We start from the raw sequence: 13,351 nt of genomic DNA, 5'->3' as shown, positions 1-13,351 counted from the left end.
GCCTTGAGCTTAGCCAGTGAAGCGGGTGCAGGAGAAGTGTAATTTTCCGGGCGCCGCATCATCGACGCGCTGAAGAGTTCAATGCTCGTTTTTCGGTTGCCATCATTCAGGCGCTCGGCAACACTCTCGCTCCCATCAAGGAAGGAAACGCGCTGTGAACCCCGTCGATATTTTCCGTTTACTGTCCCTGGCGGCCATTTGGGGTGCGAGTTTCCTGTTCATGCGCATCATCGCCCCGGTGATTGGCAGCATTCCCACCGCTTTTTTTCGCGTATCTATCGCTGCTGCCGGACTGCTGGTGATTCTTGCGCTGATGCGCATCAGTTGGGATTTCAAGGGCAAACTGAAAACCGTGATGCTGCTCGGGGTGATCAACTCCGGGATTCCGGCGACGCTTTACTCTGTCGCCGCGCAGGTGCTGCCCGCTGGTTACTCGTCGATTTTCAATGCCACGACACCCTTGATGGGCGTGCTGATCGGCGGCCTGTTTTTCCATGAAAGGCTCACTGGCGCCAAGCTCGGCGGCGTGTTCCTCGGGCTGTTCGGCGTGGGCGTGCTGACACGTGCCGGTCCGGTGGCGTTCGATATGGAACTGCTGATGGGTGCCGTCGCCTGCTTGCTCGCCACCACCTGCTACGGGTTTGCGGGATTTCTGGCCCGCCGCTGGCTGGATCAGGCCGGTGGCCTCGATAGCCGTTTGTCGGCACTGGGCAGCATGCTCGGCGCGACGTTGTTCCTGCTGCCGCTGTTCGGCTACAGCGTGATCAGCCAGCCACCGGCGAGCTGGGGCGGCTGGAGTGTCTGGCTATCGTTGCTGGGGTTGGGCCTGGGATGCACGGCGTTTGCCTACATTATTTACTTCCGGCTCCTGAGCTCGATTGGTCCGGTGAAATCGATGACAACGACCTTTTTGATCCCGTTGTTCGGGGTGTTGTGGGGTGGGCTGTTTCTCGATGAGCCGCTGTCGATGGCGCATGTGTATGGCGGGGTGTTGATTGCGGTGGCGTTGTGGTTGGTGTTGAAGCCGGCTGCCGTGAAGGTGGCTGAGGTGACTGCCAGGTAATTTGTGCTGAGGCTGATGACGCCTTCGCGAGCAAGCCCGCTCCCACATTTGATCTACGCCACAGCGAAGATCCAGTGTGGGAGCGGGCTTGCTCGCGAGGGCGATTGCCCAGACACTACAAGGCTGACTGAGTGACCTCCCCATCCACCAACCGCCGAATCCCCAGCGGATTACTGTCCTGCAACGCCTCTGGCAGCAACGCATCCGGGTAATTCTGGAAACACACCGGCCGCAGGAAACGATCAATCGCCAAGGTGCCAACCGACGTGCCGCGAGAATCCGACGTCGCCGGATACGGTCCGCCATGCACCATCGCGTCACACACCTCGACCCCGGTCGGATAGCCGTTGAGCAAAATCCGCCCGACTTTCTCCTGCAGCATTTCCGCCAACCAGCGGTACTCCAGCAACTCCTCGGCCTCGCCAATCAGCGTCGCCGTCAACTGCCCGCGCAGGCCATGCAGCGCCGTCGCCAACTGCACGCGATCTTCAACCTCGATGACGATGGTGGTCGGCCCGAACACTTCCTCTTGCAACAATTCATCGCCCTTGAGCAACAGGCTGGCATCGGCCTTGAACACTTGCGGCTGCGCCTGATTGCCCTGCTGCGGCTTGCCCGCCAAATGAGTCAGCCCCGGATGTTCGTGCAACTCACCCAGGCCTCGGCTGTAGCTGGCCAATGCGCCGACGTTGAGCATGGTTTGCGGCGGTTGCTGGTTCATGCTCGCGCAGAAGGTTTCCAGGAACGTGCTGAACTGCGGCGAACGCAGACCGATGACCAGCCCGGGATTGGTACAGAACTGACCGCACCCCAACGTCACCGAACCGGCCAGTTGCGCCGCGATCTGCTCGCCGCGCACCGCCAGGGCTTCAGGCAACAGGAACACCGGGTTGATGCTCGACATCTCGGCAAACACCGGGATGGGCTGTGGCCGGGTCGCGGCCATGTGGCTCAAGGCATTGCCGCCCTTGAGCGAACCGGTGAAGCCCACTGCCTGAATCGCCGGATGCTTGACCAGCCACTCACCGACGCCACCGCCATAAATCATGTTGAACACACCCGCCGGCATTTCCGTGCGTTCGGCGGCGCGGATGATCGCGTCCGCCACCCACTCGGCGGTCGCCATGTGCCCGCTGTGGGCCTTGAACACAACCGGGCAACCGGCGGCCAGTGCCGAGGCGGTATCGCCACCAGCGGTGGAGAATGCCAACGGAAAGTTGCTGGCACCGAACACCGCGACCGGCCCGAGAGCGATGCGGTACTGACGCAGGTCCGGACGTGGCAGCGGCTGGCGATCCGGCAATGCCCGGTCGATGCGCGCCCCATAGAAATCACCGCGACGCAGCACCTTGGCGAACAGGCGCAACTGGCCGCTGGTGCGACCGCGTTCACCTTGAATACGCCCGGCTGGCAACGCGGTTTCGCGGCATACGGTGGCGACGAAATCATCGCCTAGCGCATCGATTTCATCGGCGATGGCATCGAGGAAGGTTGCGCGCTTTTCAGCGCTCAGGTTTCGGTAGATCGGGTAAGCGGCGGCAGCGGCTTTCGCGGCGGCATCCACTTCGGCTTCCGATGCCTGAATGAAGAATCCGGGGAGCGCTTCGCCCGTCGTTGCATCGAGGCTTTGCAGCTGCGTCGTGCCATTGGCACTGCGACGACCGCCGATGTAGTTGTGTCCAAGTAACGTGGTCATGTGGAGTTCCTTGAGCGTCGGATTCACTGTAGGAGCGAGCCTGCTCGCGAAGGTCGTCAACGATGACGCGCCCATTCTGGTTTAACGCGGTGTCGTTGCATTTTTCGCGAGCAGGCTCGCTCCTACAGGGGGGCGGGCGGTTAGAGCTGGCGTACGTTACCGATGGCCAACGGCTGGGCACTCTCGCCGATACCGTTGACCAACGGCGCGCCGAACTCATCGAGGCTGATCTGGAAGCGATCCCCCGGCTGGGTCTTCACGCCGTCGGCAAACGACAGCGTCGCGGTGCCGAAGTAATGCACGTGAACATCACCGGGGCGCAAAAACTGCGCGTATTTGAAGTGGTGAAATTCGAGGTTGGCCAGGCTGTGGCACATGTTGTCTTCACCGCTGAGAAACTCCTTTTCCCAGATCGTTTCGCCATTGCGTTTAATGCGGCTGGTGCCGACCAGATGCTTGGGTAGCTCCCCGACGCGCAGCTCCGGACCGTAGGAGCAACTGCGCAGTTTCGAATGGGCGAGGTACAGGTAGTTGCGCCGTTCCATGACATGGTCGGAGAACTCATTGCCCAATGCATAACCGACGCGGTACGGCTGGCCGTCGTCGCCAATCACGTAGAGGCCGGTCAGCTCAGGTTCTTCACCGGCGTCTTCGGCAAATGGCGGCACCGGGAAGTCCGCACCGGGGCGCACGACGATGCTGCCATCGCCCTTGTAGAACCATTCCGGTTGCGCGCCGACCTGCCCGGCCGCTGGTTTTCCGCCCTCAAGGCCCCATTTGAAAATGCGCATGGTGTCGGTCATGCCGGCTTCGACTTCACCGTCATGCTGGTGCATTTTGTCTCGTACCGAGGCGCTGCCCAGATGAGTCAGGCCGGTGCCGCTGATCAGGCAATGGGCCGGGTCTTCGTGGTCCAGCGGTGGCAGGACTTTGCCCTGCTGCAGCAGCGTCGCGTAATCCGGTCCCGGTTCGGTACCGCGCAAGGCGACTTCCTCTTGCAGATTGCGTTGCGCACGAATCGCCGCCAGTGCCAGTTCGCGGGTGCTGCGGGTGTCGCGCACCAGCAGAATCTGCGCCCCGGCGACCACGCCGACCTGACGCTCGCCCTCAGTGTTTTCAAATTGAATCAGGTGCATGGTGTGCCTCCAATCAGTCAACCGAACGCCGCCCGAAAGCGGCGCTTGAAGGTCATTCGATGATGTTGAAATCGCTCAGGTACTCATCGGAGATTTCCAGGCCCAGGCCCGGTTTGTTGTCGTCGAGCTGGATGTAGCCGTTGACCGGTTGTGGCTCGCCCTTGAACACGTAGTAGAAGAGTTCGTTGCCGACCTCGACGTCGAACACCGGGAAGAACTCGGCCATCGGCGAGGCGGTGGTGGACATGGTCAGGTGATAGTTGTGCATCTGCCCGGCATGAGGAATCACCGGCACCGACCAGGCCTCGGCCATGGCGTTGATCTTGCGCGCGGCGGTGATGCCGCCGACGCGGTTGGTGTCGTACTGGATGACGTCGACGGCGCGGCGTTCCAGCAGGTCTTTGAAGCCGTACGAGGTGAATTCGTGTTCGCCGCCGGAGATCGGCATGATCCCCATTTTCTTCAGCTCGATGTAGCCTTCGATGTCATCGGCGATCACCGGTTCTTCGAGCCAGCGCGGCTCGAACTCGGCCAGTTTCGGCAACATGCGACGCGCATATTCCAGGGTCCAGCCCATGTAGCATTCGAGCATGATGTCGACGTCCGGGCCGGCCAGTTCACGCAGGGCACGCACTTGTTCGATGTTGCGGCGCATGCCCGCCGGGCCGTCTTTCGGACCGTAGCCAAAGCGCATTTTCAGCGCTGTGAAACCCTGGTTCAGATAACCCTGGGCTTCTTCGAGGAACAGGTCGAGGTTGTCGTTGGCGTAGAGCTTGGACGCGTAGGTCCAGATTTTTTCCTTGGTGCGCCCGCCGAGCAGTTTGAACACCGGCTTGTTCACCGCTTTGCCCATGATGTCCCAGATGGCGATGTCGATCGCCGAGATCGCCGCCATGCCGATGCCTTTGCGACCCCAGGCGTGGCTCTGGCGGTACATCTTCTGCCAGATGTATTCGTTGTCGAACGGGTCTTCGCCAATGGCGATCGGTGCCAGGTAAGTGTCGATGATTTCCTTGGCCACACGCGGCGCCAGGGCGCAGTTACCGATGCCGACAAGACCGGTATCGGTCTCGACTTCCACCACCAGCCAGCCGTGGAAACGGAACGAGCCCATGGCGTCACCGCGTTCGAACAGGATGTCGCTGGCGTTGGTGCAGAAGTGCGCTTGAGGCGGGACGACTTTGCCTTTCCACTCGAAAACGCGGGTACGGATCGCTTTGATTTTCATGAATACAGTTCCTTGGGCTGCCGGATTCTTGTAGTTGTCGGTCGTGTGCGCAGAGCTTTTTTCAGATGGGCTCCTGCATTCGATGGACCGACTTTAGCCAGCGCCCGGGGGCTGCGGATAATCACTTATGCACATCCGTCGATAACCTGGGGTGATAGCAAAAACCGATTAATGCCTTAATCGGGTTATTAGGCATCGCACAAAAAAATGTGGGAGCGGGCTTGCTCGCGAAGAGGGAGTGTCAGTCGACGTAAAGGTCGTCTGACCCAGCGCATTCGCGAGCAAGCCCGCTCCCACAGGGGATTTTTGTTGCTTTGGAAATCCGGGATCAGTGCCGGTTGCGACCCATCCGGCAGGCAATCTCGAACGCCTGACGTGTCGCACCGACGTTCGCCTTGCCCTGCCCTGCGATGTCGAATGCGGTGCCGTGGGCCGGTGTGGTGATCGGGATCGGCAAACCGCCCTGCACCGTCACGCCACGGGAGAAGCCCATCAGTTTGATCGCGATCTGGCCCTGGTCGTGATACATGGTGACGACCGCGTCGAAGGCACTGGCATCGCCCTGGACCTTGAGGAAAATCGTGTCTCCCGGATACGGTCCTTCCGCAGCAATGCCCAACGCCTGCGCCGAGCGAACGGCCGGGCCGATGATGTCCAGCTCTTCGCGGCCGAACGAGCCGTTGTCACCATTGTGCGGATTCAAGCCACAGACACCGATTCGCGGTTTCTCCAGTCCGTTGCGCTTGAGCGCGGTATCAATCAGTTGAATCGCTTCCACTACTCGCTGCTGGCTGAGCAGGCCCGAGACTTCGGCCAACGCCACGTGGGACGTCACTCGGGAAGTCCACAAATTGTCGAGCACGTTGAACTCACAGAACGGCCCGTGGAAACCCAGCAACTCGGCGAACCAGTGCAACTCGTCGTTGTGCGCCATGCCGGCCATGTGCAACGAGGTCTTGTTCAGCGGCCCGAACAGGATCGCGTCGGTGGTGCCGGCCTCGGTCAGGCGCAGGGCTTTTTCCAGGGTATCGAGGCTGTAGCGACCGCCAATCACACTGGCTTCGCTGCGCGGGAACTCACCAACGGTGTCACCACGAAAGTCATAGAACAGCGGCGTGTCATCGACAAACTCCAACTGCTCCAGCGACTCCACGCGCCGATAAGGAAATTCAGCGCCGGCGATGCGCATGCCGCGACGCATTTCCGCCTCGTCGGCAATCAGGATCACGTTGGCCTTGTTGCGCACTTCAGGCTCGGCGAGCAGACGTGCGATCAACTCAGGACCGATGCCCGCAGGGTCACCAAGGACCATGGCGATGGTGGATTTTTTCATGCTTCACTCCTCAAGGGTTCAGGCCACGCCCGGTCAATGGCGCAAGGCTCGCAGCGATAAACGCGCTGCGCATTGCTGTAGAACAGTCGCTCCTGATCGGCCAACGGCAGATCGGCGACGATGGATTTGAAACCGCTGTAGATGTCATCGAACGAGCCGCACAGGCCGTCCACCGGAAAGTTACTGGCAAACATCGCCCGGTCGGCTCCGAAAATGGCGATCACTTCGCGCACGATCCAGGCATTGTCTTTGGCGCGCCAGCGTTGGCCGCCCTGCCCCAGGCCGGAAATTTTCACCTGCACGTTCGGCCACTGGGCCAGCCGCGCCATCGCCAGGCGCCAACCGGCCAGGCCTTCGCCGCTGCGGTCGTTGGGCAATCCCGCGTGGTTGATAATCAGGGTGATGCCGGGAAAGTCCCGGGCCAACCGTTCGGCTTCGTGCAGGTTCCACCACGGTGTCTGCAAATCGAAATGCAGACCCAAACCTTCAAGTGCGGCGTAACTGCGGCGCCAGTGTTCGTCACTCATCAGACTGCGCAAGCGCCCGACCTGCTCCGGCGCGGTCGGGCCGCCGGGCTTGTGGCGAACGCTGCGTACGCACTTGAAACTCGCCTGCTCGGTCAGCACATCGATGGCGTCCGGATGATCAAGCCAGGCTTGCGCAACGATTGCATTCGGCACGCCATAACGGGCGGCCAGTTGCTCGATGAAACGGGTTTCGCCAATCGGGTCCTGCGGGTTCCATTCGGTCTCGACGTACACCGTTTGCACGACGTTGTGCGAACCTGCATCGGCGAAGTAGTCCTCGGGAAAATAGCGGCGCTTGATCGCGCTGTAGTCACCGTAGCGAAACGGGATATTGGCTTCGGGAGCGAGCCACGGGTGATCGTTGAGGATCGGGTCCCAGAAATGATGATGGGCGTCGATGATCGGGCCGTTCCATAACGGATTAGTCATGGCGCACCTCATCCAGACTGATAAACAACGTCGCCAGCACGAACACCGCCGAGCACGCCGCGAAGAACCCCAGCACCGGGGCAAAACCACCGGACATTTGCAGGATCACGCCCACCAGGATCGGCACCGCGATGCCGCCGGTGCTGCCGGCCATGTTCATTACACCGCCGATCAAACCGACCCGCGCCGGTGCTGCCAGCAACGCCGGGAAGCTCCAGTAGAGGCTGCCCCACATCAGGAAAAACGCGGTCATGGCCAACAACGCCACTGCCGCAAAAGGATTGCTCAGGGTCGGCAGCAACAGGAACGCGCCGAGCGCTACCAGACCGGAAAACGCCAGCAGGCTCTTGACCGCCACTGCGCGACTCACGCCTTTGCGGATCAAGCCGTCGCAAAGGAAACCACCAGTCAACGAACCCAGCGCACCGCAGACGAAAATCACAAATGTCGCCGCGCCAATGCCCTTGATATCAAACCCGCGAGCCTGGGACAGATAGCTCGGCCCCCAGGTCAGCAGACCGAAATACACCATCGCCCAACTGGCTCGACCGATCAGCAAACCGCTCAGGGAACGGGCAGCGATGCCCAAGCCTTTGACCGGTGCACGCGCGGCTTCGGCGGCGGGTGTGGCGCGTCCGGCGTTGATTTTCTCAAGCTCCAGTTCATTGACTTGCGGATGGCTGGCCGGGTCATCACGCAGATAACGCCGCGCCAGCCACGCCAACACCAGAGTCGCGATACCGGCAATGACAAAAGCCAACCGCCAGGAGTCCAGCGACGCAATCAAGTAGGCAATGATCAACCCGCCCAGCGCCACACCGAGCGGGCTACCGCTGTCCATCAACACCGCGCCGCGACTGCGTTCGCCTGGGGCCAGCCACAGCGAAATCAGCTTGCCACCCGAGGGGAACAACGGTGCTTCGGCGGCGCCCAACGCAACCCGCGCAAACAACAATGACAAGCCCCCGGTGGCAAATGCCGCCAGCACCTGGAAAGTGCCCCACAACCCGGTGGACCAACTGATGACGCGGTGCGGACCAAAACGGTCGATCATCCAGCCACCGGGAATTTGCAACAGTGCATAGGCCCAGAAAAAGCTGCTGAGGATCAGGCCCTGCATGCTCGGTGACAGCGAGAATTCATTGGCGATGGTCGGCATCGCGATGGACAGCGACACCCGGTCGATCAGGTTGACCATGGTCAGCGCGAAAATGATCGCGAAGATCCGCCAGCGAACATTGCTGGCCTTGGCGGTTGCAGCCAGCGGTTTCGCCGCCGCTGCGGACGGAGCGTCTGCGCCGGGCAGATGCAGGGAAGCACTGGGACGAGCCATGGTGCGTACCTCGTTTTATTATTTTTGTGGAGATTGCAGCGCCACTTCATCGCGGCGGTTTGTGAGCACTATCGAAGGCTCAGTGATAACCGTCTAATCAAAACTTGAAATCGGGTGATAGCCACGGGTTATGTCATGCCCTGCTTTCAACGAGCTTTCAAAGTCGGCACGCCCCCCTCTGTAGGAGCGAGCCTGCTCGCGATGGTCTTCAACGAAAACGCGTGCTTCCTGAATCAGCGCAGTGTCCTTTAGTCCATCGCGAGCAGGCTCGCTCCTACAGAAGTACTGCTTCGTTCGCCTAGCTATAACCCCAGGCTATCGGTGTATGTATTGTTTTGACTAGACGCGGCGACGGCGCGTTCCCACACTCAGGCCAGGCTTGCGGCTTCACAGCGCAGACAAGTCCACTCATAACAAATACAAAAAACGAGGCTCTTCCATCATGCGAAATGCATTCGTCCGTCGCACTTCCCGTCTGTTTCTTGGCTGCACCCTGGTCGCCGCTGGCGCGCTCCCTCTGCTCGCTCAAGCTGCCTGGCAACCGGACAAGAACGTCGAAATCGTCGTAGCCGGCGGCCCCGGTGGCGGCACCGACCAACTCGGTCGGCTGATCCAGTCGATCATCACCACTCACAAGCTGCTCGACGTCAACACCATCGTCCTCAACAAGGGCGGCGGCAACGGCGCCGAAGCGTTCCTCGACATGAAGATGAACAAGGGAGATGCCGAAAAACTGGTGATCGGTACCAACAACATTTACCTGCTGCCACTGGTGTCCAAGCTTGGCTACCAATGGCAGGAGCTGACACCGATTGCCGCCGTAGCGGAAGACGACTTCATCCTCTGGAGCTACAAGGGCGCGCCGTGGAAGGACGCAAAAAGCTTCTACGAAGCGGTCAAGGCAGACCCGTCGAACCTGCGCATGGGCGGCAGCCAGTCCAAGGACGTCGACCAGACCCTGACCCTGCTGCTCAACCAGACCACCAACAGCAAATTGGTGTACATCCCGTTCAAGAGCGGCAGCGAAGCCGCGACTCAACTGGCCGGCAAACACATCGCCGCCAACGTCAACAACCCCAGCGAAAGCATCAGCCAATGGCGCGGCGACCAGGTAGAACCGCTCTGCGTCTTCAGTAAAGAGCGCATGGCCTACACTGAAAAAGTCGCCGGCGACAAATCCTGGGCCGATGTTCCGACCTGTCATGAACAAGGCCTGGGCATCGATCAATACCGCTTCCCGCGCACTGTGTTCATGCCCGGCGATATCAGCGCCGAACAACGGGCGTTCTACGTCGAGCTGATGCGCAAAGTCACCCAGACCGATGAGTTCAAGGCCTACGTGAAGCAGAACGCATTGGTGCCGACCTTCCTCGAAGGCGAACCGCTGACCGCCTACATCGAAAAAGACACCGCCCGCGTCACCCCGGTATTCAAAGAAGCCGGCTGGCTGAAAAACTGAAGTTGCCAGGGCCGCTCGCCCAAGGGCGGCCGTCACCTGCTGGAGGTGTTTCATGTCCCATTCTTCGGATTCACCGGCGCTGGTCGGCACCCGTTGGGTCGAACTCGGCCTGGCGCTGTTCACCACCCTGATCGGCGCCGTGGTGATGTTCGGCAGTGTCGAACAAGGCATCGGCTGGGGTGATTCCGGCCCCGAGCCGGGTTATTTCCCCTTTTACATCGGCCTGATGTTGAGCGCCGCGAGCGTAGCCAACGGTGTGCTGACCCTGGTGCGCTGGAAGGTATTGAGCGTCGCGTTCGTCAGTCGCAGTGCTTTCAAACAAGTGATGTCGGTGTTCGTGCCGATTGCGCTGTTCGTCGGTGCGATGCCGTTCACCGGCATTTACATCGCTTCGGCGGCGTTCATTGCCTGGTTCATGTGGCGTGACAAGGTCCGCGCCAAGCCTTATGGCAAGTTGATGATCGGCAGCGTGTCCCTCGGCGCGGTGCTGGCCAGTTACCTGATTTTCGCGTTGTGGTTCAAGGTGCCGCTGGATGCCGGCCCAATGGGCGACTGGATTGCCCTGGCCGGGAGAAATTTCAAATGAGCGAATTCGATTCCCTGTTGCAAGGCATGAACCTGATCCTGACCCCGGGCCATATCGGCCTGATGGTGATCGGCGTGCTGCTGGGCATTCTGGTCGGCGTCCTGCCCGGCCTCGGTGCCCCCAATGGCGTGGCGTTGCTGCTGCCACTGACGTTCACCATGTCGCCGGTGTCGGCGATCATTCTGCTGTCGTGCATGTATTGGGGGGCGCTGTTCGGTGGCTCGATCACCTCGATCCTGTTCAACATACCCGGTGAACCCTCATCGGTGGCGACCACCTTCGACGGCTATCCGATGGCCCGCGAAGGCCGCGCCGCCGAAGCCCTGACCGCCGCGTTCAGTTCGGCGCTGATCGGTGCCCTGTGCGGGGTGTTGTTGCTGACATTCCTGTCGACGAAGATTGCCGCGTTCGCCATGTCGTTCAGTTCGCCGGAGTTCTTCGCGGTGTATCTGTTGGCGTTCTGCACCTTCATCGGCATGAGCAAGAACCCACCGCTGAAAACCGTGGTGGCGATGATGATCGGTTTCGCCATGGCGGCGGTCGGCATGGACACCGTATCGGGCAACCTGCGCCTGACCTTCGACCAACCGACTCTGATGACCGGCATCAGTTTTGAAGTGGCTGTGATCGGCCTGTTCGGCATCGGTGAAATCCTCTGCACCGTGGAGGAAGGCCTGGTGTTTCGTGGCGAACACGCGCGCATTACACCAATGGTGATTTTGCGCACCTGGGCCAAGTTGCCGCGCTACTGGTGGACGATTGTGCGCAGCACGCTGGTCGGTTGCTGGATGGGCATCACGCCTGGCGGGCCGACTGCGGCATCGTTCATGAGCTACAGCCTGGCGCGGCGCTTTTCGAAGAACCGCGAGAACTTCGGCAAAGGCGAAATCGAAGGCGTGATCGCCCCCGAAACTGCCGACCACGCCGCGGGCACCAGCGCCCTGTTGCCGATGCTGACCCTGGGCATTCCAGGTTCAGCCACCGCTGCGGTGATGCTTGGCGGTTTGATGATCTGGGGCCTGCACCCTGGGCCGACGCTGTTCGTCGAGCAGCACGATTTTGTCTGGGGCCTGATCGCCAGCATGTACCTGGGCAACGTGGTGAGCCTGATCGTGGTGTTGGCCACCGTGCCACTGTTCGCCTCGATCCTGCGCATTCCGTTTTCGATCATCGCGCCGATCATCATCATGGTGTGCGCCATCGGCGCGTACTCGGTGCACAACTCGTTCTTCGACGTGGTGCTGATGCTGGGCTTCGGCGCGCTGGGTTATCTGTTCAAGAAACTCGGTTACCCGATTGCGCCGCTGGTGCTGGCGGCGGTACTGGGCGACAAAGCGGAAGATGCGTTCCGTCAGTCGATGCTGTTCTCGGACGGGCAACTGGGGATTTTCTGGTCCAACCCATTAGTCGGCAGCCTGACCACGGCAGCGCTGCTGATGCTGTTCTGGCCGTTGATTTCCAAGGCACTGCAAACCCTGATGGGCCTGCGCAAATCCCACGTCGCGAAAGCAAAATCAGTGCTGTGACACAGCAATGCTGGCAACGCCTGACATTTGTTGTCAGGCTTGCCGCAGACTTTCTTGCGAGCGCGGCCCATGACCCGAATTCCTGTTGCCAATGTGATCCACAGTCGACTGCGTCTGCGCCAACTGCGGTTGATGCTGGCGTTGCAGGAATTCGGCTCGCTGCGCCGCGCCGCCGATCACATCGGCATGACCCAACCCGCCGCCACCAAGATGCTGCACGAAGCCGAGGACTTGCTCGGTGTCGAACTCTTCGAACGCCTGCCCCGTGGCATGCGCTCTACCCCGTTCGGAGAAACCGTCATCTACTACGCACGAATGGTCTTCGCCGAACTCAGCGGCATGCGCGAAGAACTGGTGGCGCTTGAATCCGGCAACCTTGGCCGGGTTGCGGTCGGCGCCATTCCGGCACTCGCATCGGGCCTGCTGACCCGCACCATCGCGACCTTGAAACAAAGCCATCCACGGTTGTCCATGAGCATTCAAGTCGATACCAGCGACGTGCTGGTGCAGGCGCTCTTACAGGATCAACTGGACATCGTATTGGGGCGGATTCCTCCAGGTGCCCGAGCCGAAGAGTTGCTGTTCGACAGCCTCGGTGAAGAGGCTTTGTGCGTGATTGCAGGGGCACAGCATCCATTGGCTAAAGCCACACAATTGAGCTGGGCCGAATTGCAGAATATGACCTGGGTGCTGCAACAGCATCCGAGCCCGATGCGCGCGATCATCAATCAGGTGTTCCACAACGCGCGGGTCGACATCCCCAGCAGCATCGTTGAAACCACATCGATCATGACCTTGCTCTCGTTGATTCAGCAGACCGACATGCTCGGCGTCACGCCGGTATCGGTGGTTGAGGATTATCCGGGGCGTGACCTGCTGGCAGTGCTGCCGATCAAGTTCGAGGCGAGTTTGCCACCGTATGGCTTGATCACCCGCCGACATCGCATTCAATCTTCGGCGATGCAGGCGTTCATGAACTCGGTGCGGGCCGAGCATGCGCTGAGCAAATAAAAAAGGCCCGGAGTCATGCTCCGG

At 60.6% G+C, this 13,351-nt stretch carries 11 protein-coding genes; 5 read left to right on the top strand and 6 right to left on the bottom strand.

Going from position 1 to position 13,351, the window contains the following annotated elements:
* The first annotated feature begins 154 nt into the window (after positions 1-154).
* Positions 155-1,063, top strand: coding sequence for a DMT family transporter (locus V6Z53_RS09630; RefSeq protein ID WP_338585268.1), 909 nt, complete (start codon positions 155-157; stop codon positions 1,061-1,063).
* A 115-nt stretch (positions 1,064-1,178) separates the two neighbouring features.
* Here V6Z53_RS09630 and V6Z53_RS09625 read toward each other — a convergent pair whose 3' ends face one another.
* The 6 genes from V6Z53_RS09625 to V6Z53_RS09600 all read right to left on the bottom strand — a co-directional run bounded on the left by V6Z53_RS09625 (position 1,179) and on the right by V6Z53_RS09600 (position 8,745).
* The gene (locus V6Z53_RS09625) at positions 1,179-2,759 is read right to left on the bottom strand and encodes an aldehyde dehydrogenase (NADP(+)) (protein WP_338585267.1); all 1,581 of its coding nucleotides are present in this window, start codon (positions 2,757-2,759) and stop codon (positions 1,179-1,181) included.
* 140 nt (positions 2,760-2,899) lie between these two features.
* Positions 2,900-3,895: an AraD1 family protein gene (gene araD1 / locus V6Z53_RS09620; protein ID WP_338585266.1), complete on the bottom strand. Its 996-nt coding sequence runs from the start codon at positions 3,893-3,895 to the stop codon at positions 2,900-2,902.
* 52 nt (positions 3,896-3,947) lie between these two features.
* The gene (locus V6Z53_RS09615) at positions 3,948-5,123 is read right to left on the bottom strand and encodes an L-rhamnonate dehydratase (protein ID WP_007972458.1); all 1,176 of its coding nucleotides are present in this window, start codon (positions 5,121-5,123) and stop codon (positions 3,948-3,950) included.
* Between the two features lie 328 nt (positions 5,124-5,451).
* Complete coding sequence (locus tag V6Z53_RS09610; RefSeq protein ID WP_338585265.1) at positions 5,452-6,456, bottom strand: 4-hydroxythreonine-4-phosphate dehydrogenase PdxA; 1,005 nt, start codon at positions 6,454-6,456, stop codon at positions 5,452-5,454.
* Positions 6,453-7,412 carry an amidohydrolase gene (locus tag V6Z53_RS09605; protein WP_338585264.1) on the bottom strand — a complete coding sequence of 320 codons (960 nt, stop codon included), beginning with the start codon at positions 7,410-7,412 and terminating at the stop codon, positions 6,453-6,455. The genes V6Z53_RS09610 and V6Z53_RS09605 overlap by 4 nt, the downstream gene beginning before the upstream one ends.
* Positions 7,405-8,745, bottom strand: a complete 1,341-nt coding sequence (locus V6Z53_RS09600) for an MFS transporter (RefSeq protein WP_338585263.1) — start codon at positions 8,743-8,745, stop codon at positions 7,405-7,407. Before V6Z53_RS09600 ends, V6Z53_RS09605 begins: the two co-directional genes overlap by 8 nt.
* Positions 8,746-9,187: 442 nt before the next feature.
* Here V6Z53_RS09600 and V6Z53_RS09595 point away from each other — a divergent pair, with 442 nt between their 5' ends.
* From V6Z53_RS09595 to V6Z53_RS09580, 4 genes are all read left to right on the top strand, one after another.
* Positions 9,188-10,204, top strand: coding sequence for a tripartite tricarboxylate transporter substrate binding protein (locus tag V6Z53_RS09595; RefSeq protein WP_338585262.1), 1,017 nt, complete (start codon positions 9,188-9,190; stop codon positions 10,202-10,204).
* A 52-nt stretch (positions 10,205-10,256) separates the two neighbouring features.
* Positions 10,257-10,790: a tripartite tricarboxylate transporter TctB family protein gene (locus V6Z53_RS09590; protein ID WP_338585261.1), complete on the top strand. Its 534-nt coding sequence runs from the start codon at positions 10,257-10,259 to the stop codon at positions 10,788-10,790.
* Positions 10,787-12,316, top strand: coding sequence for a tripartite tricarboxylate transporter permease (locus V6Z53_RS09585; RefSeq protein WP_338585260.1), 1,530 nt, complete (start codon positions 10,787-10,789; stop codon positions 12,314-12,316). The genes V6Z53_RS09590 and V6Z53_RS09585 overlap by 4 nt, the downstream gene beginning before the upstream one ends.
* Before the next feature lie 69 nt (positions 12,317-12,385).
* Entirely contained in the window at positions 12,386-13,327 is a 942-nt protein-coding gene (locus V6Z53_RS09580) for a LysR family transcriptional regulator (RefSeq protein WP_338585259.1), read from the top strand.
* Positions 13,328-13,351: the final 24 nt, after the last annotated feature.

The organism is Pseudomonas sp. MAG733B, from assembly GCF_036884845.1.
Classification (GTDB): domain Bacteria; phylum Pseudomonadota; class Gammaproteobacteria; order Pseudomonadales; family Pseudomonadaceae; genus Aquipseudomonas.
This window is presented reverse-complemented; position numbering and strand designations above follow the sequence as displayed.